This is a genomic window from Empedobacter sp. UBA7248, from assembly GCF_002472945.1.
Taxonomy (GTDB): Bacteria; Bacteroidota; Bacteroidia; order Flavobacteriales; family Weeksellaceae; genus Empedobacter; species Empedobacter falsenii_C.
This window is the reverse complement of record NZ_DKSU01000006.1, coordinates 138,206-163,908: the sequence shown is the minus strand read 5'-3', so window position 1 is coordinate 163,908 and position 25,703 is coordinate 138,206. Positions and strand designations below refer to the sequence as shown.

The 25,703-nt window shown below is 32.3% G+C and carries 20 protein-coding genes and 1 riboswitch; of the genes, 5 read left to right on the top strand and 15 right to left on the bottom strand.

The features are described from left to right. Window positions 1-4 precede the first annotated feature (4 nt). From B4A23_RS05470 to B4A23_RS05405, 15 genes are all read right to left on the bottom strand, one after another. Complete coding sequence (locus tag B4A23_RS05470; RefSeq protein WP_291117801.1) at window positions 5-1,729, bottom strand: HAMP domain-containing sensor histidine kinase; 1,725 nt, start codon at window positions 1,727-1,729, stop codon at window positions 5-7. Further along, window positions 1,726-2,856, bottom strand: coding sequence for a sensor protein KdpD (locus tag B4A23_RS05465; protein WP_291117798.1), 1,131 nt, complete (start codon window positions 2,854-2,856; stop codon window positions 1,726-1,728). Before B4A23_RS05465 ends, B4A23_RS05470 begins: the two co-directional genes overlap by 4 nt. Further along, complete coding sequence (locus B4A23_RS05460; RefSeq protein WP_291117795.1) at window positions 2,857-3,930, bottom strand: porin; 1,074 nt, start codon at window positions 3,928-3,930, stop codon at window positions 2,857-2,859. Continuing rightward, window positions 3,930-4,496, bottom strand: a complete 567-nt coding sequence (gene kdpC, locus B4A23_RS05455; protein ID WP_291117792.1) for a potassium-transporting ATPase subunit KdpC — start codon at window positions 4,494-4,496, stop codon at window positions 3,930-3,932. Before kdpC ends, B4A23_RS05460 begins: the two co-directional genes overlap by 1 nt. Before the next feature lie 80 nt (window positions 4,497-4,576). Further along, entirely contained in the window at window positions 4,577-6,592 is a 2,016-nt protein-coding gene (gene kdpB / locus B4A23_RS05450; protein WP_291117789.1) for a potassium-transporting ATPase subunit KdpB, read from the bottom strand. A gap of 3 nt (window positions 6,593-6,595) precedes the next feature. Continuing rightward, window positions 6,596-8,290, bottom strand: a complete 1,695-nt coding sequence (gene kdpA / locus B4A23_RS05445; protein WP_291117785.1) for a potassium-transporting ATPase subunit KdpA — start codon at window positions 8,288-8,290, stop codon at window positions 6,596-6,598. 18 nt (window positions 8,291-8,308) lie between these two features. Then, entirely contained in the window at window positions 8,309-8,386 is a 78-nt protein-coding gene (gene kdpF, locus B4A23_RS16550) for a K(+)-transporting ATPase subunit F (protein WP_084106879.1), read from the bottom strand. Window positions 8,387-8,476: 90 nt separating this feature from the next. Further along, window positions 8,477-8,767 carry a DUF7674 family protein gene (locus B4A23_RS05440; RefSeq protein ID WP_114999274.1) on the bottom strand — a complete coding sequence of 97 codons (291 nt, stop codon included), beginning with the start codon at window positions 8,765-8,767 and terminating at the stop codon, window positions 8,477-8,479. A gap of 167 nt (window positions 8,768-8,934) precedes the next feature. After that, window positions 8,935-10,275: a sigma-54-dependent transcriptional regulator gene (locus B4A23_RS05435; RefSeq protein ID WP_291117783.1), complete on the bottom strand. Its 1,341-nt coding sequence runs from the start codon at window positions 10,273-10,275 to the stop codon at window positions 8,935-8,937. A 139-nt stretch (window positions 10,276-10,414) separates the two neighbouring features. Then, entirely contained in the window at window positions 10,415-12,001 is a 1,587-nt protein-coding gene (abc-f, locus tag B4A23_RS05430) for a ribosomal protection-like ABC-F family protein (RefSeq protein WP_291117780.1), read from the bottom strand. A gap of 197 nt (window positions 12,002-12,198) precedes the next feature. Beyond that, entirely contained in the window at window positions 12,199-12,405 is a 207-nt protein-coding gene (locus tag B4A23_RS05425; RefSeq protein WP_291117778.1) for a (4Fe-4S)-binding protein, read from the bottom strand. 29 nt (window positions 12,406-12,434) lie between these two features. Beyond that, window positions 12,435-13,829 carry a sensor histidine kinase gene (locus tag B4A23_RS05420; RefSeq protein WP_291117775.1) on the bottom strand — a complete coding sequence of 465 codons (1,395 nt, stop codon included), beginning with the start codon at window positions 13,827-13,829 and terminating at the stop codon, window positions 12,435-12,437. After that, on the bottom strand, window positions 13,822-14,505 hold the full coding sequence (locus tag B4A23_RS05415) for a response regulator transcription factor (protein ID WP_291117772.1): 684 nt from the start codon (window positions 14,503-14,505) through the stop codon (window positions 13,822-13,824). Before B4A23_RS05415 ends, B4A23_RS05420 begins: the two co-directional genes overlap by 8 nt. A 3-nt stretch (window positions 14,506-14,508) precedes the next feature. Next, window positions 14,509-15,396: a diacylglycerol/lipid kinase family protein gene (locus B4A23_RS05410; RefSeq protein WP_291117769.1), complete on the bottom strand. Its 888-nt coding sequence runs from the start codon at window positions 15,394-15,396 to the stop codon at window positions 14,509-14,511. After that, a complete protein-coding gene (locus B4A23_RS05405) occupies window positions 15,386-17,350 on the bottom strand; it encodes an LTA synthase family protein (RefSeq protein WP_291117766.1) in 1,965 nt (654 codons plus the stop codon). The genes B4A23_RS05410 and B4A23_RS05405 overlap by 11 nt, the downstream gene beginning before the upstream one ends. A 192-nt stretch (window positions 17,351-17,542) precedes the next feature. On the opposite strand from B4A23_RS05405, the gene B4A23_RS05400 reads away from it, so the two are divergent. From B4A23_RS05400 to purM, 5 genes are all read left to right on the top strand, one after another. Beyond that, window positions 17,543-17,788, top strand: a complete 246-nt coding sequence (locus tag B4A23_RS05400) for a hypothetical protein (RefSeq protein WP_038332385.1) — start codon at window positions 17,543-17,545, stop codon at window positions 17,786-17,788. Window positions 17,789-17,980: 192 nt separating this feature from the next. Beyond that, window positions 17,981-18,079, top strand: a riboswitch (purine riboswitch). Window positions 18,080-18,183: 104 nt separating this feature from the next. Next, entirely contained in the window at window positions 18,184-21,891 is a 3,708-nt protein-coding gene (locus B4A23_RS05395) for a phosphoribosylformylglycinamidine synthase (protein ID WP_291117763.1), read from the top strand. Between the two features lie 462 nt (window positions 21,892-22,353). After that, complete coding sequence (gene purC / locus B4A23_RS05390; RefSeq protein WP_291117890.1) at window positions 22,354-23,076, top strand: phosphoribosylaminoimidazolesuccinocarboxamide synthase; 723 nt, start codon at window positions 22,354-22,356, stop codon at window positions 23,074-23,076. 19 nt (window positions 23,077-23,095) lie between these two features. Then, complete coding sequence (gene purF / locus B4A23_RS05385; protein ID WP_291117760.1) at window positions 23,096-24,601, top strand: amidophosphoribosyltransferase; 1,506 nt, start codon at window positions 23,096-23,098, stop codon at window positions 24,599-24,601. Between the two features lie 83 nt (window positions 24,602-24,684). Beyond that, entirely contained in the window at window positions 24,685-25,677 is a 993-nt protein-coding gene (gene purM / locus B4A23_RS05380) for a phosphoribosylformylglycinamidine cyclo-ligase (protein WP_114999539.1), read from the top strand. The last annotated feature ends 26 nt before the right edge of the window (window positions 25,678-25,703 follow it).

Genomic DNA, 25,703 nt, shown 5'->3' with positions numbered 1-25,703 from the left:
GATTTTATGAATATTCTTTTTGTGATAACCTCATCACGAATTCGCTTCCGACGCCATATTCGCTAAATACATCCAACGTTCCTTTTTGAGCTTCAATAAATTCTTTGCTAATAGCCAATCCCAAACCTGTACCTTCTTTGTGAGTGCCTGGTACACGAAAATAACGGTCGAAAACTTTGGGTAAAAATTCGGTTGGAATCCCAATTCCTTCGTCTTTAACTTTGAAGGATGTTTCGGTTGTTGTTTGTTCAATAGTAATCCAAATTCGAGCATTTTCGTGAGAATAATGTATTGCATTTGAGATTAGATTTGATAAAACCCAAGCTGTTTTTTCAAGATCAACTTTTATAGATTCTAAATGATTTGGTATATTCGTTTCTATGATTAAATGCTTTTGTTCAGCTAAAGTTTGGTTGGCTTTAACCGCATTTTCTACAATTTCGATTGGGAAAACTTCTGTTTTATTCATTTGAATTGTACCACTTTCTATCTGTGTTAAGTTGAGAAGTTCTTTTGTTATTCGCAATAAACGATGTACATCATCGTCAATACTAGTTACCAAATCATTTTGTTCTTCGTTTAATGTTCCTATTTGCTTATTTCGAAGCAATTGCAAACTCATTTCCATAGATGAAATAGGCGTTTTAAATTCATGCGAAACTGTAGCAATAAATCGTGTTTTGGCTGCATCTAGTTCTTTAAATTCGGTAATGTTTCTAAGGATGATCACATGCCCAACAACTTGTTTTATCGTTTCTCCTGTTGGAATTATTTCGATATGAAAAATTTCTTTGGTAAAAAATTGTTCTTTTTCATCCACTACAATTTGCAAAGGTTTTTCGTCTTTTATAATTTCTGTTTCGATATTTTGCAATAACAATCGAATCAAATCATTGTGCAAAGCCAAATCTTTACCTGCCTTATTTACCATTTGTTTAGCAGATAATCCTGTTACTTTTACAGCTTCATTATTTGCGAAAATTACTTGCATTTGTTCATCCAAACCAATTACAACATCGTGCATATTATTAATTAGCGTTTCCATTCTTGTTTTTTGTTTTAGAATAGTTGCTAAATGACTTTCGTTGTATTCTTCTAATTTAGAAGCCATGGTGTTAAAAGATTGCGCTAAATCGCCAAACTCATCTTTTTTGTCTAAATAGACACGCTCTTTGTAATTATTCGAAGCAATTTCCTTGATACTATTCGTTAATTTTTGAATAGGATTTGCAATATTAGACGGAATCTTAATTAAAGAATTAAAGGCTATAAAAATACATGCGATACCTGTGAAAATGATTAATAAAATAGCTTGGTTAGCGGTTTTTTCAGCAAATTCACTTTTAATTTCTATGGCTTGCATATTCATTTCCATCATTTCTAAAAGCGAAATTCTAACATCTTTTAATAGTTCTGGAGAATGATTTCCTTCTTTATAAGCATCAAATTTATCTCGAATCTGTTGATTCAATTCTTTTTCACCTTGTTCTGTTGCGTTTAATTCTTGATTTGCTAATTGCTTTTCAAACGATTTGAAATTAAAGTTTTCCGCATCATTTAAATTTCGCATCATACTTTTTGCATAAATCAACGAATTGTAATTATCATGCAAAATATTTTGTGTATCATTTTTCAATGAATAAATAGACGTAGTTGCTACAGCTGCCAATAATACAATCAATAAAAACAGCAAGCCTAATCCTAAGCGAAGTTTAGTTTTAATTCTCATTTTGATAAAATAATCACATCAACATGTAACGAAGATAGTTTTTTTAGTAATTGATTAAATACATTCGTAGCCAAAATAATCTGGATTAAATTTAACTTTGGTTTTCCCAAACAAACAGTGGTAATATTACGCAATTCAATTTGTTGAATGATAGCTGTAGAAACCCGTTGATTTTTTACCTTAATAATCTCAGCACCTAATTCTGTAGCTAATTTTAAATTATTGATGAGATGTCGTTGTTTGTCCAAAGCAATTTTATTAGGATGCTCTTTTGGCGTTTCTACGTACAATACAAACCAACGTGAATTATAATATCCAGCCAAACGAGCGGTTTTTCGAATAACAGTTTTGGCATTTTTATCATTGCTACTAATGCATGCCAAAAAACGCGACGGTTTTGCATAAACAGATGATACATATTCGGTTTCAACCTTTTTTTCTACATGAGAAGCAACTTCTTTTAAAGCCAATTCACGTAATTGTAAAATATTTGAAGGAATAAAAAAGTTATTTAAAGCCGTTTGAATTTTATCTTTCGGATAAATTTTTCCTGTTTTTAATCGTTCAATTAAATCATCTGCTGTTAAATCAATATTTACAATCTCATCTGCTTGTTCCAAAATTATATCAGGAATTCTTTCCGAAACATCGATTGTTGTAATTTCAGAAATACTATTATTCAAACTTTCTAAATGTTGGATATTTACAGCAGAAATAACATTGATACCAGCATCTAAAATTTCCATAACATCTTGCCAACGTTTTGCATGTTTGCTTCCAAAAACATTAGAATGTGCCAATTCGTCCACAATAACAATTTCGGGTCTTTGTCTTAGGATTTCTTCCAAATCTATTTCTTCGACAGATTTACCTTTGTAGTAAATTATTTTTCGTGGAATTATGGTTAATCCTACAACAAGATTTTCTGTTTCGACACGTTTATGCGTTTCGATATATCCAATTTTTACATCGATTTTATTTTTTTGCAATTCGTGTGCTTCTTGCAACATACGATACGATTTTCCAACGCCAGCGCACATTCCAATATATACCTTAAACTTGCCTCGTTTCGATTTCCGAATCAAGGCAAGAAAGTCTTCTGCAGTATGTTGTGTTTCTTTTTCCATTTATAGTTTTAATGCTAAAGAAGTTGTGAAAAATGTTTCATTTGATACATTTTTATCATTTCGAAAATAGATATCATCTTTACTCGAAAAACTTCTAATTTCTGTTCTCCACATCAAATTATTTGTAAAATAATGATCTAAATTCAAAGAAAAACCAACTGTTTTGAAACCATTTTGTGTATTCGTTGAGATTATTACACCTTTTTCGTCAGCATAATATTCGGCACGTGCAGTTGCAGACCATTTTTCATTGAATGTATATTGCCCAACTAAAATAGGACTGTACCAAATATTATAACTGTCTGATCCTTTCGATTTTTGTTGTGCACCAATATCAAAACCTGCGGTTATTGAAAGCTTTTTAATAGGTTTAAAAACAGCATAAAGATGATGGAAATAACGCATTTGACGCAAAGAATCAGGAGTATCGCTACCAATAAACGAACTGCTGTTGATCGAAAATTTTTCATTTGGTGTGTAAGTAATTTGATGTCCAAAAGCTGGTGTAGAATTACCATCAAGACGCTTGATACGTTGCCAACCATTTAAATAATGCAAACTCATTGCCCATTTGTTATTAGGCGAAATATAACTCAGCTTAACGCCAGTTGAAAAATACGGTGAATTCTCTGCCTGAATACTTCGTGTAAGTGTTGCAACATTAGCACCAATCGCACTTTCAAATCCAATGTGAGAAGGCATAATACCTGCATCTAGCCACAAGTTTTTATTCTTTGAAAGTTTGACACCGATATTTGCTTCGTAAATATTTCTTAAACCATCAGGTTCTGCAGCAAGATTTGATTGCGCATAAGTTCCTGCCATTAAAGCAAGATTTCCTCGAACTCGTTCATCATTATATTGCAACTGAATTGTTCCGAAGTTTAAATTCACCTCATTGTGTCGATTAAACGAATACAAATAATTTGGAAGCTGATTGTTTTTTGGTTGATTAAAATCGTAGGTATAATAAACTTCTGCATAACCAGAAAGTTTTAATTTCTGAATAGAATCGTTTTGAGCTTGAACATTTAAACCCAAAATAAAAGAACCAAAAGCAAGTATTTTTTTCATTATTTTGATAATTTATCCAATTCGATATTCAGTTTTAACACATTGATTTTATCAGGACCTAAACTACCTAATAAAGGTTTTTCAATTTGGTTATCAATCAATTCTTTTACTTTTTGGTGATCTAAACCTCGTACTTTTGCAATTCGATCAACTTGCACAATTGCTCCTTGAACTGAAATATTAGGGTCTAAACCACTTCCACTAGCTGTAATTAAATCTACAGGAATGTCTTCTTTTTTTACTGTTGGATTTTTTTGAAGAAAATCATTTAAGCGTTTTTCAACTTCTTGCAAATATTCTTCATTATTTGATCCTTTGTTACTTGCGCCAGAACCTGCTGCATTGTAATCTACAGCCGATGGTCGTCCCCAGAAATAATGATCTTTTGAAAACGATTGTCCAATATTTTCGTAATAGTGTTGATTATTTTTATCAGCAACTAAAAAACCTTTTCCTTGATTTGGAGAAAGTTGGGCAATTCCCCACATAGCTAACGGATATAGTACCATTAAAAGGAGCATTAAGCTAAATGTTAGTAAAATTGCTTTTATACTATTTTGTTTCATTTTGTATTAGTTTTAAAAATTTGCTGTTTTGAATTTATTAATAGAATATTGAACTCCTTCAAAACAGCTCATTACATTAATTAAAAGAATATGGAAATAAAGATGTCGATTAGTTTTATTCCGATAAATGGAACGATGATTCCTCCAATTCCATAAATCAGTAAATTTCTTCTCAAAAGTGCACTTGCTCCAATTGGTTTGTATGGAACACCTTTTAATGCTAATGGAATTAAGAAAGGAATAATAATCGCATTGAAAATAACAGCCGATAAAATAGCGGTTTCGGGACTATGTAAATTCATGATGTTCAATCCTTGTAAGGCTGGAATTGCTGTAATAAATAAAGCGGGTATGATGGCAAAATATTTTGCTACATCGTTGGCAATACTAAAGGTTGTTAAGGTTCCGCGCGTCATTAATAATTGTTTTCCAATTTCAACAACTTCAATTAATTTGGTTGGATCATTATCTAAATCCACCATATTTCCGGCTTCTTTTGCTGCTTGCGTACCGCTGTTCATGGCTACACCAACATTAGCTTGCGCTAGAGCAGGAGCGTCATTTGTACCATCGCCCATCATCGCAACCAAACGACCTTCGGTTTGTTCTTTTTTGATGTAATTCATTTTATCCTCCGGTTTTGCTTCCGCAATAAAATCATCTACACCTGCTTTTTCTGCGATAAATTTTGCAGTCATAGGATTATCACCTGTTACCATAACCGTTTTGATTCCCATTTTACGTAAACGAGCAAAGCGTTCTTGAATTCCAGGTTTGATAATGTCTTGTAATTCGATAACTCCTAAAACTTGTTCATTTTGAGAAACAACTAAAGGTGTTCCTCCATTTTGAGCAATCTCATTGGCTTTCATTTGAATTTCGTTTGGAAAAGTATTTCCAACATTTTCAACCAAATTTTTGATAGCATCTACAGCTCCTTTTCGAATACGAGTTTGATCAAAATCAATTCCTGAACAACGTGTTTCTGCGCTAAAATTGATAAAAATAGGATATTGAATTGCGTATTTTAATGGATCTATTTGAACTAATTCTACAATTGATTTTCCTTCTGGAGTTTCATCACTCATCGAACTAAGCACTGCTGCTTTTTCTAAAGCTTCCATTTCTATTCCAATTGCAGGATATAAAGCTGTTGCTTTACGATTTCCGATTGTAATGGTTCCTGTTTTATCCAATAATAAAACATCTATATCGCCTGCTGTTTCCACTGCTTTTCCACTTTTTGTAATGACATTTGCGCGCAAAGCTCTGTCCATTCCAGCAATTCCGATTGCGGATAATAAACCACCAATAGTGGTTGGAATTAAACATACAAATAATGAGATTAAAGCGCCAATTGTAATGGGAACATTTGCATAATCAGCGAATGGTTTTAGGGTAACCATAACTATGACAAATACTAATGTAAAAGCAGCTAGTAAAATGGTTAAAGCAATTTCATTTGGTGATTTCTGACGATTTGCACCTTCAACTAATGCAATCATTTTATCTAAAAAGCTTTCTCCTGGTTGTGTCGTAACTTTGACTTTAATTCGATCCGAAAGAACTTTTGTTCCTCCAGTAACCGAACTTTTATCACCTCCAGCTTCACGAATTACAGGCGCGCTTTCTCCAGTAATAGCACTTTCGTCGATCGTTGCTAAACCTTCTATAATTTCACCATCGGTTGGAATTATATCTCCAGCTTCACAGATGAACATCATATCTTTGATTAGAGCAGAGGATGAAATCGTTTCACCATTTTCTAATTTTGCAGGCGTTTCTTCTCGTGTTTTACGTAAACTGTCGGCTTGAGCTTTTCCTCTTGCTTCGGCAATTGCTTCAGCAAAATTGGCAAATAACAATGTAAAAAGAAGTAAGATGAAAATTGAAAAATTATACCCAAAACTACCTTGAGATGTTTCACCTAAAAGAATCCAAAAACAAACTCCTAACATAATTGCAGTACCAATTTCTACAGCAAACATGACAGGGTTTTTATATAAAGTTGCTGGATTTAGTTTGATGAAAGCTTCTTTGAAAGCTGTTTGTACCAATGTTTTTTCAAATAAATTGGTTTTATTTTCTCGTGTCATTTTCTAAAATTTTGGAGTTGAAAAATAATCTGCAATGGGTCCTAAGGTTAAAGCAGGAAAAAATGCTAAGGCTGCAACAATTAAGATGATGGCAAAAACAATACTTCCAAAAGTTGCTGTATCGGTTGCTAAAGTTCCTGAACCTTCTGGGACAAAATGTTTTTTTGCTAATAATCCAGCAATTGCAACAGGACCAATTATAGGTAAGAATCGTCCTAAAATCAATACAAAACCAGTTGCGATATTCCAAAATGGAGTGTTGTCTCCTAAGCCTTCGAAACCAGAACCGTTATTTGCAGCAGATGAAGTAAATTCATATAACATTTCACTAAATCCATGATACGAAGAGTTGTTTAAGGTTGATAGTGTTTCACTTGGTATTCCAGCAGCCAAAGCTGTTCCTACTAAAATCAAGAATGGATGTAAAAGGGTAATCATCATGGCGATTTTCATTTCTTTGGCTTCTATTTTTTTTCCAAAAATTTCAGGTGTTCTACCAACCATCAATCCACTAATAAATACCGCTAAAATTACAAATACAAAGAAGTTTAAAATACCAACTCCCACACCTCCATAAACACTGTTGATCATCATAGCTAACAATTCGTTCATTCCAGATAATGGCATTGTACTATCGTGCATAGAATTGACTGAACCTGTAGAAATAACGGTTGTTGCGATGCTCCAAAATCCTGAAGCGGCAGAACCAATTCGAACTTCTTTACCTTCCATTGCACCTAATGAATTATTAATACCGAGTTTTTCAATCATTGGATTTCCTTGCGATTCCATGTAAACATTCGGAATCGTTAAACATAGAAAGCCTACAGTCATTACACCAAACATCATCCAAGCGAATTTTCTGCGATTTGTATAAACGCCAAAGGCAAATAACATCGCCAACGGAATTAGCATTTGTGCAATCATTTCCGTCATATTACTTATATATGTTGGGTTTTCGAATGGGTGTGCAGAGTTGGTTCCAAAGAATCCGCCTCCATTTGTTCCTAGATGTTTTATGGCTATAAAAGCTGCTGCAGGTCCTCGAGAAACTTCCACTTTATTTCCTTCTAAAGTCATCATTTTATCTTTTCCTTCAAATGTCATTAGAGTTCCTTGAAAAATTAAGATTGAAGATACAATTACACATAATGGCAATAAAATACGCGTAATAGATTTGATGAAATAGGTATAAAAATTACCTAAAGTTTTCGTTGTTTTTTGTCGAAAAGCTTCAAATAATGTAACTGCTGCTGCCATACCAGTTGCTGCACTCACAAATTGTAAAAACATCAGCCATAATTGTGCTAAATAACTTACGCCTGTTTCTCCTGAATAGTGTTGTAAATTACAATTCACCACAAACGAAATAATCGTATTGAAAGCCAAGTCAGGGCTCATACTTGGATTTTTATCTGGATTAAAAGGCAACAAACCTTGTGTCATTAATAGAATAAATCCAATGACAAACCAAATCAAATTAATCGTTAACAATGCACTTAAATGTTGTTTCCAATTCATCTGCTCCTCCGAATTGATACCTGATATTTTGAATAACAACTTTTCTATTGGGGAAATTAATCGGTCTAAAAAAGTTGGTTTATTGAGATACACTTTTGCAATGTAATTTCCTAACGGAATGGAAAGAGCGATCGCAACTAAAAATTGTACGATAACGCCAAATATTTCTGAATTCATTTTTACGAATAATTAAGTTTAAAATTTTTCGGGTTTTAATAGCACATATACTAAGTAAACAAACAAAGCAATAGCGATGAGTAATAAGAAAATCATGGTGAATGAATTATATATTATCAAAAAAGTCAATGGATTTGAAGAATACTCCAAAACATAAAATCCCAGCTAATAGTAATACAATTGTTATCATATTCCTGAATGATAAATTTGTTTAACGTATTCTGATTTCAAATTCATTGGAAACAAATTCAAAAATTGTTTTCGGTTTTTGAAATCCGCTTCAATCATCAAAGTAACGGGTAGTATAAACAGATTATTGATGTATGTTTTACCCAAATCATTTGTTTTTGAAAACAATTTTCCTACACTATAACATAGCTGTTTTACACGTGCTGGATTATTATCTAAAATGTTTTGCAGTACTTTACTTTTAAGTTCTTTGACTTCATCTAATGAAATCGTTTGTTTCATTTTCATTTTGTAGATTTTTAAATTTCTCTACATAAGCCAATCAAAATGCCAAAGCAATTAGAATTAATTAGACGAAACAAAATCAATACGTTATGTTTTTATAGATTTTTACTCAAATAAAAAACCCTTCCAAAATGGAAGGGTTTATTTTCATTATGATAAAGTATTTTATATTAATTCAGTTCATATTCGGCTATTTTTCGATAAAGCGTTGTTAAGCCAATACCTAATAATTCTGCCGTTTTTGTTTTGTTACCTTTTGTAAATTTTAAAACTTTCTGAATATGTTTTTTTTCCATTAAAGCTAATTCTAATGAATTTTCGTTCTGATCAATTTCGCTTGTTTGAATAAATGAAGGAAAATCATTTGTAGAAAGTTCTTCATTTTCCGACAAAATAATAGCACGTTCGATCGTATTTTTTAATTCACGAATATTTCCTGGCCACGAATATTTTTTTAGAAAAAGTAAAGCTTCCTGATTGATAGATTTTATATTTTTTTGATAATAGTGATTAAAGTGTTTTATAAACTGATTCACGATTAGTTCGATATCCGAAACGCGTTCACGTAAGGAAGGTAACTCGATATGGAACACAGAAATTCGATAAAATAAATCTTCGCGAAATGTTCCGTTTGCAATTTCCTTTTCCAAATTTCGGTTAGTGGCTGCAATAATTCGTACATCAACTTTAGTAGGTTTTGTTTCGCCGATTTTAATAAACTCACCCGATTCTAAAACTCGCAATAATTTTGCTTGTAAATCCAAAGCCATTTCGCCAATTTCATCTAAAAAAATAGTTCCTAAATGAGCTTCTTCAAACAAACCTTTTTGATCTTTCATTGCGCCTGTAAACGCACCTGCTTTATGACCAAATAATTCACTTTCTAATAAGTCTTTACTAAAAGCAGAACAGTTAATAGCAACAAAATTTTGGTCTTTACGCAAACTTGATTGATGTATAGCTGTCGCAAAAACCTCTTTTCCGGTACCTGTTTCACCCGTTAAAAGAACGGTAGCATTTGTAGGTGCAACTTTTTGAGCTAATTTTAAAGCGTGTTCAAAAATTGGAGATTTACCCAATAATAAATTACTATCTAATTTTGTTGATGTTGTTTCTTGAGAAATTTCATTCTCTTTATTATATTTCACACGATCCAAAGCTCTATACAACAAAGGTAAAATACGATTGTTATCGTCACCTTTCGTAATATAATCAAAAGCTCCGTTTTTAATGGCTTGAACGCCATCAGGAATATTTCCATAAGCAGTAAGCAGAATAATTTCTATCAAAGGAAATTTTTCTTTGACTTCTTTTGCAAACTCAACTCCATTACCATCAGGTAATTTTACATCACATAAAATAACTTCAGGAGTAAGTGTTTTAATTTTCTTAAGCCCTGATTTTAAATCTTCAGCTTGATGTATTTCAAAACCTTCTAATTCGAGAATTCGAGCTAGGAGTGTTCTGATTTTTGTTTCATCGTCTATGATTAAAATTGAATGCATTTTCATTACTTGTGAACAACGAAGGTATTGTTTTTATACATATAGCTTTTATAAACTCATTATTTTTTTCTTCTTCCAACTTTTTCAAAAATTTCAATAACACATCAAATGTAGGATTGAGTAACTTTTGAATCTATTGCAAGTTTTATAAATCAATCGTCCGTTCTATTTTTATTTGCTCCAAAAATGCTTCGTCGTGTGATACAACGATTAACGTTCCTTGATATTCGTTTATGGCTTTTGTCAAAATTTCAATGTTCTGAATATCTAAATTATTGGTAGGTTCGTCCAAAATAATCATGTCAGGAGCTTTGTTGCTAATGGTTAGACAACAAAGTAATAAACGCATTCTTTCACCACCACTTAACGTTAAACAAGGTTTCTCCCAATCATCTTTTGAAAACAAAAATCGGTTTAAACGAATCTTGATTTCATGTTCTTGTAATGCTGAGGTATTGAATTGTTGTGCTTGCTCATAAACTTCTAGTTTATTATTAAGTAACGAATAATCTTGGTCAATGTAAATAGATTTATTTTCTGCTCGATAAATTGTTCCTTTTTGCGGTTTTATCTTTCCTAAAATAAGCTTTATCAATGTGGTTTTTCCTGAACCGTTTTTTCCTTTTAATGCAATGCGTTCACGACTTATAATCTCAAAATTTAAGTTATTTTCCCAAATCAGTTTATCGTTATAACCAAAGTTAATGTTAGTTGCGGTAAGTAAAACTTTTCCTTTGTGCAAGTCTGAATGATCAAAACCAAATTTCATTTTATCTAAAGGTGATAAAGAGGAGCGAAGCGTTTGTAAATCCTGAGAAATTCCATTAATTTTTTCTGCATGAACATCTTTTAATTTTGATGTACTATTTTCGGCATTATTTCGCAAAGTGTTCATCATTATTCGAGCAACACCTGATTTTTCTTGTTTACTTTTTCCACGATTATCCAATTTTTGTTGCCGTTCTAAAGTATCTCGTTCTTTATCTTTGGCTTTTCGCAATGCTTTTTCTTTGTTTTGAATATCTTGACTCAAGGCATTGTTTTCAATCTGTTTTTGAGCTTTATAAAAGTCGTAATTTCCACCATAAACTTTAATCCCGTGTTTACTTAACTCATAAACACTATTTAGAAGGTTTAGAAGTTTTCTGTCGTGGCTTACGATGATTAACGTGCTTTTTGTATCGAGAACTAGATCGTATAAAAGTTGACGGCTTACATTATCGAGATGATTGCTAGGTTCATCCAATAAAATTAATTCGGGCTGATGAATGGAAATTCCAGCTAAAAAAACCTTTGTTTTTTGTCCACCACTTAGAGTTTCCATTTTTTTGGATAAGTCTAAATTATTGAGTTGCCAATAACTTAATGCTTCATTGCAACGGTCTTCGATTGTCCAATCATCATCGAGTGAATTGAAATTATCTTCACTTGTGTTTCCTTTTAAAATATCGTGCAATGCACTTAATTTATCTTCAATTTTCAGTACTTGAGCGATTGTTAACTGATCGAATTGTCCGAAAATTTGTGGAACATAATAAGGTTCGGTTTCAACGTTTATTATTCCGTTTGATGGTTGACTTTTTTTGGCGATAATTTTTAATAAAGTAGATTTTCCTACTCCATTATTACCAATTAAAGCAATTTTTTCTTGATTTTGTACTGTTAAATTAATGTCGCTAAACAGTATATCCTTGTTTGGATGTTGATATGAAATATTTTGTAAAGTAAGCATAATTCCTTTCTTTAGAAGTGAAACAATACAGCAACCGTTTTGAGGTTGTTGTTCTGATTTGTCTGAAAGAAATTATTTTTTACATTGTATCTTACTTAAATTTTGATTCTGCGAATATACGAAGTTTATTTAATTAATAAGAAATCGGAGGGGAGCTAAAGATTAGCTACATCGGAACATTAAATATTGATAAAATTTTACTTCTTTATACTCAACGCACCTGAAGGACATTGGTGAACTTGTTTGATAAGTTCATCACTACTTGCATTTTCTGGTTTTAGCCAAGGTTTTTCTTTCGGATTATATACATTTGGAAGTAGTTTTACGCAAATACCTGCATGTTGACATAATTCAGGCTTCCAGATTATAATAATTTCTCCGTTGGTATATTCGTGTTGGTTCATTTTGATATTTTTAGATGAATTGAAGTTACTTAAAAATTTTCAATATTCAACGTTAAAATAATTTTAGTTCCAATATTTTGAGAACTCTCAATTCGCATTTTAATGTCAGACATTTTAGCTAATTGTGTTGCAATATTTAGTCCTAATCCAGAACCAGAAATATGGAGTGTTGAATCATTTTTAATACGGAAAAATCGTTCTTGAACAAATTTTAAATCTTCTTGATTCATTCCAATTCCATTGTCTTCAAAAATCAATTCATAGCAATCATTTTCGATGTTAGAAAGAATTGTGATTTGACCTTTTAAGTTCGAATACTTTATGGCATTTGATAAAATGTTATCTATAATAATCTCAAAAAATTCTTGGTAATTATTAATTTCATAAGCTTGAAGTTGTTCCGTATCGACAGAAATTTGTTTTTCTTGTAACAAAACATCAAAACGTTCAATTGATTTTAAAACTTCTGATTTTAGTTCAAATAATGAAGTTTTTAACTCCAAACTATTATTTTCGACACGAGAAAGCAATAAAAATTGTTCCACCAAACGATCCAAACGATTCACTTGTTTCAATGTGTAATCTATTTTTTCATTATATTGTTCAGGCGTACGTTCGCGTCGAATCAAAATTTCCAATGTTCCTTTTATAATTGCTAAAGGTGTTCGAAGTTCATGTGAAGCGTCAGCCGAAAACTGTTTAGCTTTTAAAATTTGAAACTCTAATCGATCTAACAGTGAATTTATTGTCGTTGAAAGTTGAAATAATTCATCTTTATTTTTAGGTAATTGAATGCGTTCTGAAAGATTATTTTCTGTGATAGACTGCGCTGTATGAATCACATTGAAGACAGGTTTAATCGATTTAGCAGCAATAAAACGAGCTAAAAGAAACGTCAATAAAACCGAAATAGGAAAGATAATAAGTAAGGCAGTTTTCAAATAATCTAGCGCCAATTGATTGTGTTTTGTCGAAACTCCGACGACCAAATATCCCACAACTTCGCCGTGATGAATCAATTTTGCTTGAGAAATTAATAACTGAATTGAATTATATTCAGCGTAAAAAGGCTTATTTTCTGGTTCTTCATTGTTCCAATCCAATTGATTTTGCACCATATTCGGAGAGCTCTCAATTAATTTGAAATTTTTATTATAAATCGATATAAAAACAGGATTCAGTGCAATGTCTGTATGTTCAACTTCTTCCCATTCGCGCGGTTGAACAAAGTTCTCTAATGTTGGTTCGTGTAAAACATAATCAACGTGACTATTGATTTCTTCCTCCAACGTTTCGTACATCGTTTTGTTGATGCCTCGGTTTACAGAAAAATAAATTAAATAAAAGATAATCAGTAAAATTACCGAAAAAGTAAGGCTATAAAAAAGCGCAATTCTATTTTTTACTGAAAATTTTTTAAGCATCTTTAGAAATGTAACCAGCGCCACGAATGGTATGTAAGCGCGGATCGTCTTTTTTTAGATTCAATTTTTTACGAATCGCATTAATAAAAACATCAATCACACTTGTATCGTATTCAAAATGAATATCCCAAACGTTTTCAATGATTTCTTTGCGTGTACAAATTCGGTTTTTATTTTTGAATAGATAAGCTAAAAGTTGAAATTCTTTTAGTGTTAATTCAACTAAATTATTGTCTAAAAAAGTTTGATGTGTTTCTGTATTTAATGAAATATTTCCGAAATTCAAAAGGTTATTCGATTCATTTTGACGAAGATAAACGTTAATTCGCGCTACTAATTCATTGAAATCAAATGGTTTTTTGATGTAATCATTTGCACCAGCATTCAAACCTTCAATTGTATCTTGAACTGTATCTTTCGCTGTAATGAAAATAATGGGCGTTTTTTTATTTGGATTTTCAGTAGATCGCGTTGTTTGACAAACTTCTAATCCAGAAATATTTAACATCATCCAATCCAATAAAACAACATCAAATTTCTCGTTATTTATTTTCACTAAGGCATCTTCGCCGCTTAAACAGTGCGTTGGCGATAAATTTTCTTCTTCTAAACCTTGAAGCATAAAATTGGCAATTCCCAATTCATCTTCAACAATTAAAACTTTTGGTTTGTTCATTTTCTAATTTGGAACAATAACATTTAAAGCATTCGGAACAATCGAAACTTCAATAGATTTTTGGTTAAAAATAACAGCTTCACCATCAACTTGTGCAATGGTTTTTGTTTGTTTGGAATTGAATTTTACTGAATTAACTTGCAATACTTTTGCTTGCTTCATTTTTTCAATTCGTTTTCCTAAAACATTCGCTGAAAACTGAATTTGTTGGATAAAATTAAGCTTTTTTACCGCAAGAAAGTCTAATTTTCCATCATTTAATTTTGCATTGGGCGAAAATGAGATTCCGTAACCCGCTTCGTTAGAGTTGGAGCAGAACACAAAGTAGAAATCATCATCTAATGTATGTTCGTTGTCTAATTCGATGCTAAATTTTTTCGGTTGAAAGTTGAAAATTGCTTTTGTACTGGCGGTTACATATCCCAAAAAGTTTCTTGTTTTGGTTTGTGCGTAATTGTTAATCACATCTGCATCAATTCCCAATCCCATATTGCTGAAAAAGTATTTTTCGTTGATTTTTCCTGCATCAATTTTATTGATTTTTGCATTCAGAATCATTTCAAAAGCTTTTTCAGTAGATTTAGGAATATGCAAATTAGCAGCTAATCCATTTCCAGAGCCAATCGGAATAATTCCCAAAGCAACATTGCTACCAACCAAAGCTTGAGCGACTTCGTTTATTGTTCCGTCGCCGCCACAAGCTACTATTATATCAGGATTTTTTGTTAGAACTTGATTTGTAATTTCAGTTGCATGACCAATACTTTCAGTCAAAAATGTTTCGAATTCAACATTTTTTTGATTAAAATAACTTTGAATTTCAGTTTCAATCATTCGTCCTTTTCCCTTTCCCGCAATTGGATTGATGATAAAAATGATTTTATTTTTCATTTAATAAATGATTGCTAAATAAATAATCGGCTGTTTGATAATTAGATATGATAGAACGCTCGAAAATAGGATCAACCTTTGTATCGATTAAATTTTTATTAATCCATTTGTATTGATTAATTTTCTTTTGATCGGATAAAATCGAAACATCTTCACCTTTTTTCATTCCTAATTTAATATATGTACCAACAAAAGAACGCGATTTGTATTGCGGATCGAAAATGTCTTTTCCGTAAAATTGAGATGTATATTTCCAATTGAACAACGAAAATAATGTTGGGAAAATATCGATTTGAGAAACTTCTTTTGTGACATTTTCGTTGGCATGCGATTTCAAATTATAAATAAATGCAGGAATATGATGATTTTTTACATCAATCGCATCTTTACCCGCGCTACTTGCACAGTGATCGGCAATAAACACAAAAACGGTATTGCTGAACCAAGGTTTTGTTTTCGCTTTTGCAATTAAATCTCCAATCGCATAATCGGCATATTTTACAGCACCAGGACGACCAGTTCCAGACGGAATATCAATTTTTCCATCTTCGTATGTATAAGGTTTGTGGTTAGAAGTTGACATTACGAAAGCAAAAAAGGGTTGTTTTGTTTTGTATTTTTCATCGGCAACTTTGATTACTTTTCTGTAAATATCATCGTCGGCAATTCCCCAAGCATTTTCAAAATTAACTTCATCATCATTAATATTGAAACGATTAGTATTGATTTTATCACTCAAAACGCTACCACGACCGCGATCGTAAATGTCAAAGCCATTTCCACCATAAAACGCATTCATATTATCAAAATAACCATCGCCACCATAAAAGAACATATTGTGATAACCTTTTGCTTTGAAAACGTTCGAAATCGTATATAAATTTTGATTATCAACACGTTTCACAATACTGTTTCCAGGAGTAGGCGGAATTGATAATGTAACAGCTTCCATTCCGCGTACAGTACGCGTTCCGTTAGCATACATATTCGAAAAATAGATGCTGTTATTTGCAATATCATTAAGGTTTGGAGTGATTGATTTTCCGTTGAATTGCTCTTGCAAAAATGAAGCGCTCATACTTTCCATCAACACAAAAATCACGTTTGGTTTTTGTTCTGCTTGTGACGGATTACTCGCTAAAATTGTTCTTCGTATTGGATTTTTGAATTGTTGATCGAAAACAGTTTTCGAATCTTGCAATTCAGATTTCATTACTGCAAAAGCATCTTCAATCGGAATAGATTTATAATGTTCGTCGTATTTTAAGTGATTATTTCGGAAAGCTGAAAAGAATGAAAAGATTCCAGCTTTAGAAATTTCATTGTTGTATCGGTTTTCAGAAGTTGAACTACTATCGTTGTTTAAAAGGAATAATGAACCAACCGCAAGTAATAAATTGAACACAAAAACGCCAACTTTTTGACTTGTTTTTGGTTTGTTATGAAATGTATTGTAGAAGAAATAACCTTTTTTTGTTACGAAAATTGTCAAGCCTGTAATCAACACAATTCCGCCAATTAAAACAGGTAATGGATATGATTCTTGAATGTTTTTGACAACTTCGTATGTATAAATTAAATAATCGACTGCAATAAAATTGAATCGACTTTTGAATTCGTCCCAAAATGTAACTTCGGCAAAAAATGTAAAATAAATGATTACCAAATACAATGTATAAACGAAATACACGAAAATTCGATCAAATAAAGAATTGACGAATTTGTTTGGTAAAATCATAAAATAAAATGATAAGAATAACGTGAAACAGCTTACAACACTAATGTCGTACACTAATCCATAAAAAATAGTGTGTAATAACGAGCCGATATTCCAATCGAAATCACTTTTTACCCAAATCGCAAAAATTAGGCGTAGAATAAATGAAATTAGAATAAATAACGAACTGAAAAATAGTAAAATACTGTAACGTCCTTTTAAATTATTTGTAAACATTTTGTTTTTGAATTATTGTTCAAATGTCTTGATATTTAATAGATTATTAACATGAGAAAGTGAATCTTAAGCGAATCTTAAGTTTGCGAATTTTGAATGAAAGATAGAAGCTGAAAACGTTAATAATTCGTGAAAAAATGGTTTTGATTAGAAATAGTTGTAAATTTGTAATTGGTTTATAAAGTAGGTATAATGGAAGAGATATTAATCAATGAAAAAGAAGAAAAGTTTTTAACATATTGGGAGAAAAGATTCTCTACAATTTTTAAAGACAATACAAGTTGGACAACTTTGTTTATGACAGTTAACAAAGCTACTTTTCCAGATTCATTAAATATTGAAACGTTTTGCAAAAAGTTTATGCAAGATTTCAATATGAAATTATCATATAAATATGATGAATCAGACAACGAATACGATTTGACAATTACAAGATAATTACGGAAAACGAAAAATCCTTATCAAAATTGATAAGGATTTTTTGTTGTAAAATGGGACATTTGATTGATAATCATGCTTAAATTTTAAGAAAAATATTTAACCAAAAAATTAAATAAAATATTGTTGATTTAGATTTGATTTTACTAATTAAAATGTTTAATTTTGCAGTTCACTTTTAAAGGTGATTTAGTTTTTAAAGTTTACAACATTTGTATAGCTCATAATAAGGTTGAGCGTCTCTACGGCAGACCATAAAAAATTGCCACTACAAATGAATTTTTTTTCTACAAAATGAGTCTTGATCCACTCTTGTTAGAAAATAGTTTGTTTGTTGATGTAGATGATACAAATGGTTTAAACACATTAAACCAAATAGTACAGCAAACAATACAATGAACCACAGACTTTTCATTCAGAAGAAATCGAATTTTGACGTTATCAGTCAGAAGACTACAATAGAACTCAAAAACCTTGTACCTACAATTGTGTGCAAGGTTTTTGTTATTTATGATCTATTTAATATAGAAGAAAGCCAATTACAAGAGGTTCAAAATAAGGTGTTTGTCGATCCTGTGACAGACGTTGTTTTCAAATACGTAGAAGATGCAGTTAACGAAAGCATTCCTTATTCTAAAAATTATTTTGCAACCGAATTTTTACCAGGTCAATATAATCAACGCGATGATTCTTCGGAACAATGTTTAGTGTTGATGAATGTTGAAAATGTAACCGTAAAATCTGGTTTATTATATGTTTTCAATGATGATTTGTCTGCGGAAGATTTAAAGAAAGTAAAAGATTACTTAATCAATCCAATTGAGTCGCGTGAGAAAGATCTTTCTAAAATGGAAATTCCAGCTAATCCAGAAGCAACAGAAGTTCCAATTATTGAAGGTTTTATTTCTGCTGACGAAAATAAACTACAAGACATTTACAACCAATTCGGATTATCTTTAGAAATGGATGATTTAGTTTTTATTCAAGACTATTTCAAATCAATCAATCGTAATCCAACAGAAACTGAGTTAAAAGTTTTAGATACATATTGGTCTGATCACTGTCGTCATACAACTTTTGAGACGGAGATTACAGATGTTCAATTTAATTCTAAATTTAACGAAACACTTCAAAAAACATTCGATTATTACCAACAAGTTCGTCAAGAATTAGGAACTACAAAACCAATTCGTTTGATGGATTTAGCAACTGTGATGGGAAAATACCTTTCTCGTACAGGAGTTGTAAAAAATATTGATGTTTCAGAAGAAATCAATGCATGTTCTATTGTCGTTCCAATCGATGTAGATGGTGTTGAAGAAGAATGGTTATTACAATTCAAAAACGAAACACATAATCACCCAACAGAAGTTGAGCCATTTGGTGGAGCTTCGACATGTGTTGGTGGAGCAATTCGCGACCCTTTGAGTGGACGTTCTTACGTTTTCCAAGCGATGCGTATTACAGGAGCTGCAAATCCTTTAGAAAAAATTGAAGAAACGTTACCAGGTAAATTACCACAACGTAAAATTTCGAAAGAAGCAGCAAACGGATACAGTTCGTACGGAAATCAAATTGGCTTAGCGACAACTTTTGTGAAAGAAATTTACGACGAAGGGTACAAAGCAAAACGCATGGAAGTTGGTTTTGTGGCTGGAGCTGTAAAAAAAGAATATGTTCGTCGTGAAGAACCCGTTGCAGGTGACCGAATTATTTTATTAGGTGGAGCAACAGGTCGTGATGGAGTAGGAGGAGCATCAGGGTCATCTAAAACACATGATGGTTTAAAATTAGACGATTTATCAGCAGAAGTTCAAAAAGGAAATGCAATTGTTGAACGTAAAATTCAACGTTTATTCCGTAATCCAGACGTTTTAGCATTAATCAAAAAATGTAACGATTTTGGTGCGGGAGGTGTTTCTGTTGCGATTGGTGAAATTGCACGCGGAATTAATGTTAATTTAGATTTAGTCCCACTGAAATATGCTGGATTAAACGGAACAGAATTAGCGATTTCTGAATCTCAGGAACGTATGGCTGTTGCGGTTGAGGCAAAAGATGTGGAAACATTTATCGCATTAGCAAAAGAAGAAAATCTTGATGCGACTTGTGTTGCTGAGGTAACGGGAGATGATACAATGACTTTGGTTTGGAAAGGAACAAAGATTGTTGAATTAGACCGTAAATTTTTAGATACAAACGGTGTTCGTAAACAAGCTAAAATCGAAGTTACGGACGAAGAATATACAAACCCTTTTGAGAATAAAGCTTTCAATAAAGAAGCGTTTATTGCAATGATGCAAGAGTTAAATCATGCGTCGCAAAAAGGTATGGTAGAGATGTTTGACAATAACGTTGGTCGTTCTACTATTTTAAATGCTTTTGGTGGACAAACAATGGATACGCCAGAAGATGTTTCAGTACAAAAATTCCCAACAGACGGATTTACAAATGCGGTTTCTATTGCTTCATTTGGTTATAATCCTACAATTTCTCGTTGGTCAAATTATCACGGAGCTTATTTCGCGGTAATTGATTCGATGACAAAAATTGTTGCTGCTGGTGGAAATTACGCTGATATTCGTTTAACTTTTCAAGAATATTTTGAAAAATTACGTGATGAAGCAACGCGTTGGGGAAAACCATTTGCGGCTTTATTAGGAACGATTGAAGCACAAAAACAATTTGGAATTCCTGCTATTGGAGGTAAAGATTCGATGTCTGGTTCTTACCAAGATATTGATGTTCCGCCAACGTTAATTTCTTTTGCAGTTGCGCCTTCTAAGACTGAAAAAATTGTACAAGGAACTTTAGTAGGAAAGAATTCTAAACTTTCAGTTTTTATTCCAACGTTGACTGAAGACTATTTAATCGACGAAACAAATACAAAAGCTATTTTTGATTTTATCGGAACAATTAATGATGATGTAAAATCAATGATGACGGTTAAATTTGGTGGAATTGCTGAAACTGTAGCGAATATGGCCTTTGGTAATGAAATCGGATTTGAAATCAAGACTGATTTAGATTTAGCAAAATATTATCCAGCTTCTATTGTGATTGAACATTCAGAAGAATTAAATATTCCTGTTGAAATTGCTCAAAATTGCCATGTTTTAGGTCAGACAAATGATTCAACTTCATTCAACTTTAATGGAGAAGAAATTAATTTGAACGAATTGAAACAACAATGGAAAGAAACATTCAATTCATTGTTTCCATACAAATCAACTTCTGAAACAGTTGTAGAGGAAAAAGATTTGAAAGCTGAACAAATTTGTTTTGCCTTCGCAGATCATAAAGTGGAAAACCCGAAAGTATTTATTCCAATTTTCCCAGGAACAAATTCAGAATATGATTCAGCAAAAGCGTTCCGTAGAGAAGGAGCAATTGTTTCGACTTTGCCTTTCCGTAATTTAACGCAACAAGATGTTGAAGAATCGGTAGATGCTTTTGTAAATGAAATCAATCAAGCTAATATTTTCTTTGTACCAGGTGGTTTCTCAGCTGCTGATGAGCCAGATGGATCAGGTAAATTTATTGCAACGGTTTTACGCAATGAGAAAATCATAAATGCAATTCACAATTTATTAGAGTGCGATGGTTTGGTTTTAGGAATCTGTAATGGTTTCCAAGCGTTGATTAAATCAGGATTATTACCTTACGGACGTATTCAAGATTTAGAAGAAGATACACCAACATTAACGTTCAACGAAATTGGTCGTCACATTACACAATTAGCGAAAGTGAGAGTGAATAAATCGCATTCACCTTGGTTGAAAGGAATGGAAGGACAAGAATTCTGGATTCCATTTTCTCATGGAGAAGGTCGTTTCGTAGCAAATGAGGTTGAATTAGAAAAGTTAATTGATAAAGGACAAATCGCTACTCAGTTTGTTGATTTGGATGGGAAATTAGCAGGTAAAATGCCTTATAATCCAAATGGATCTACGTTTGCGGTAGAAGGAATTGTATCGCCTTGTGGAAAAGTATATGGACGAATGGGGCATCCAGAGCGTTACGAAGAAGGATTATTCAAGAACATTCCAGGAAATGGATATATGAATATCTTCAAAAATGCGGTAGAATATTTTAGAGGGTAAATATAGATTTGAGATATTAGAAGTTAGATATGAGAAAAATCGAGCATCTAAATACTCAATAAAAGTTGTCATCCTGAACTCGTTTCAGGAACTCATTCTAAAAGAGTGAGAAGCTGAACTAAATTCAGCTTGACATTGAATGAAAATAAGGAATTTTGAAGTTAGAAATTAGTTAGAAAAAAATCTAAATACTAATATCTAACATCTCAATACTAAGTAAAAAAACAAACAACAAACTAATACCAATTTCGATCCTGAACCAATCGAAATTAATCTCGAAAGTTAACCTTGAACAAGTTAATTTTCAAAACAAACAACAAACACGAAGTGGACTTTTTCATTTCAAACAAAACAAAAAAACAAACTTTAGAAGTTCGTTTTTAGAATTTCGAAATTAGAAAAAAATAAAACTAATTTCGTATTTCGAATCTCGATTTTCTAATGAAAAAACAAACAACAACGATGGGCTTAACAAAAAAAGACTTCATTTACGAAGGGAAAGCAAAACAAGTTTACTCAACAGAGGAAGCAGACAAAGTAATTGTTTATTACAAAGATGACGCGACTGCATTTAATGCGCAAAAGCGTGGAACTGTTGAGGACAAAGGAGAAATGAACAACAAAATTTCGACTTTAATTTTCAACTATTTGATTGAAAAAGGAGTTAAAACTCACTTCATCGAGCAGTTGAATGATCGTGAGCAATTGGTGAAAAAAGTATCAATTATTCCAATTGAAATGGTTGTGCGCAACTATGTTGCTGGGTCTATGGCTCAACGTTTAGGCTTAGAAGAAGGAGCGAAATCTCCAGTTACAATCTTCGATATCTGTTACAAAAAAGACGAATTAGGAGATCCATTAATCAACGATCATCATGCAGTTTTATTAGGTGCAGCGACTTATGATGAGTTAGATGAAATGTATACACAAACAGAAGTAATTAACGAAGCGTTGAAAGAATTGTTCTTAAAAGCTGGTTTAATTTTAGCTGATTTTAAAATTGAGTTTGGTAAAGATGTTGATGGTAATATCATTTTAGCTGACGAAATTTCTCCAGACACATGTCGTTTATGGGATGTTGAAACAGGTAAAAAATTAGATAAAGACCGTTTCCGTCGTGATTTAGGTGATGTTTCAGAAGCTTATCACGAAGTATATAATCGTTTGACAGAAGTTTTAAAATAAACATTTTTTTCATTCTATAATGATTGATAAAAAATTACATAAAAGCCAATTAAAAGCTGAATATTTAACGAATTTCTACGAAAGAAATTTATTAAAAAAATATGCAGCCGATACTGTGGATAGTGTAAACGAAGAATGTGGTGTTTTTGGGGTTTATTCTCCAAAAAATATCAACACTTATTCTATTGCGCAGTTTGGTTTATTTGCGCTTCAACACCGTGGACAGGAAGCGTGTGGTGTTTCTTTCTTGAAAGATGGAAACATCAAAACGGTGAAAAAAACAGGGTTGGTATTGGACGTTTTCAAAACAATGGAAGCCGAAATTGAAGAATACCAAGGAAATGCTGCGATTGGACATACGCGCTACACAACTGCTGGAGGTGGAAGTCGTCGTAACATTCAACCACTTTACACGTATAATATTTACGGAAAACCTCATTTCTCTATTGCACATAACGGAAATTTAATTGAAGTTGAAGCATTGAGAGCTGAATTAGAAGCAGAAGGTTTACCATTTTTAGCAACTTCGGATACGGAAGTTTTATTACGTTCTATTCAAAAATATTCGCATTTAGATATTGTAGAAGCTATTCAGAAAGGAACAGAAAAAGTAAAAGGAGCTTATTCGGTTTTGTTATTAGCGAATAATCAAATGGCAGCTTTTCGAGATCCAAATGGTATTCGTCCTTTATGTTTAGGTAAATTGGATGATGCGTATATTTTCTGTTCAGAAACATGTGCGTTAGATGCTGTCGGAGCAGAGTTTATTCGTGATGTAGAGCCAGGAGAATTGATTGTTGTAAATGAGCAAGGTTTGAAATCTTATTCATTAAATCAACCAACGCAACGTAATATTTGTGCTTTTGAGTACATTTATTTTGCACGTCCTGACTCGAATATAGAAGGAAATGAAATCTACGATTTACGTGTAGAATCTGGTCGAAAATTATACGAACAATCTCCTGTTGATGCCGATATTGTGATTGGTGTTCCAGATTCTGGAATTCCGTCTGCAATTGGTTATTCAGAAGCTTCGGGTATTCCTTACGAACCAATTTTGATTAAGAATCGTTATATGTCGCGTTCGTTTATCGTGCCATCGCAAGAAATGCGTGAGCGTGTGGTAAACTTAAAATTGAATCCCATCAAAAATAAAATCAAAGGAAAACGTTTGGTTGTTTTAGATGATTCGATTGTACGTGGAACAACTTCGAAATTATTAATCAAAATCTTAAAAGAAGCAGGAGCAAAAGAAATTCATTTTCGTTCTGCTTCGCCTCCAATTATTGCACCTTGTTATTTAGGAATTGATATGCCTTCTAAAGCAGATTTAATTTCAGGAAATAAGTCAATTAAAGAGGTTGAAGATTATTTGAATGTCGATTCGTTAGATTTCTTAACAGTTGATAATCTGATTGATTTATTAGGAAGTAAAGAACATTGTTTTGGATGTTTTACAGAAAAATATCCTGTAAATTATTCTAATGAAGAGTGTAAAGAGGTAAAACCTTTGCATATAGATTAGATAAATTATAATTGTAAAATGTAAAAAGTCTAATGTAAAATGTACTTAATACTTGTTACATTTTACACTAATACAACAAAAAAATGAGCAATACATATAAACAAGCCGGAGTAGATAAGGAAGAAGGTTATCAAACGGTATCGAAAATTAAAGATGCAGTTGCAGCAACACACAATTCAAATGTGTTGAATGGAATTGGAAGTTTTGGTGCATTTTACCAATTAGGAGGTTACAAAAATCCTGTTTTGGTATCAGGAACCGATGGTGTAGGAACTAAACTACGTGTGGCTTTAGATTCTAAAGTTTACGATACAGTTGGGATTGATTGTTTCGCAATGTGTGCAAATGATATTTTGTGTCATGGTGCAAAACCATTATTTTTCTTAGATTATTTAGCTTGTGGAAAATTAGATTCTGATATCGCAGCAGAAATTGTAGGTGGAATTGCACAAGCGTGTAAAGAAACTGGAACAGCATTAATTGGTGGAGAAACAGCAGAAATGCCAGGAATGTACCAAGTTGGTGATTATGATGTTGCAGGGTTTTGTGTTGGAGTAGTAGAGCGTGACGAAATTATCGATGGTTCTAAAATAAAAGCTGGACAAGTAATTATTGCGTTACCATCAAGTGGTTTCCATTCGAATGGATTCTCTTTGGTTCGTAAAGTTTTCCCAGATTTTAACGAAGAATTTGAAGGTAAACCTTTGTTCGAGACATTATTAGTTCCAACAAAATTATATCAAAATGATATTTTCAAAATCAAAGATGCAGGAATCGAAATGTCTGGAATTGCTCATATTACAGGAGGTGGATTAATCGAGAATGTTCCTCGTATTATAAATGACGGTTTGACGGCTGTAATAGAAAAAGCAAAAATAAATGTACCAACAGTAATGCAAGAATTAGCGAAACGCGGAGGAATTGCAGAAAACGAGATGTTTGGAACATTTAATATGGGTGTCGGAATGGTTGTCATCGTTGACCAAACTGACGCTGAAAAAGTATTGAATATTATTGATGGAAGTGCGTTGATTGGAGAAATTCAAGAGGGTGCTGACAAAATTATATTGAAATAGTAGATTAAATAGTTTAAAAAAGCCGG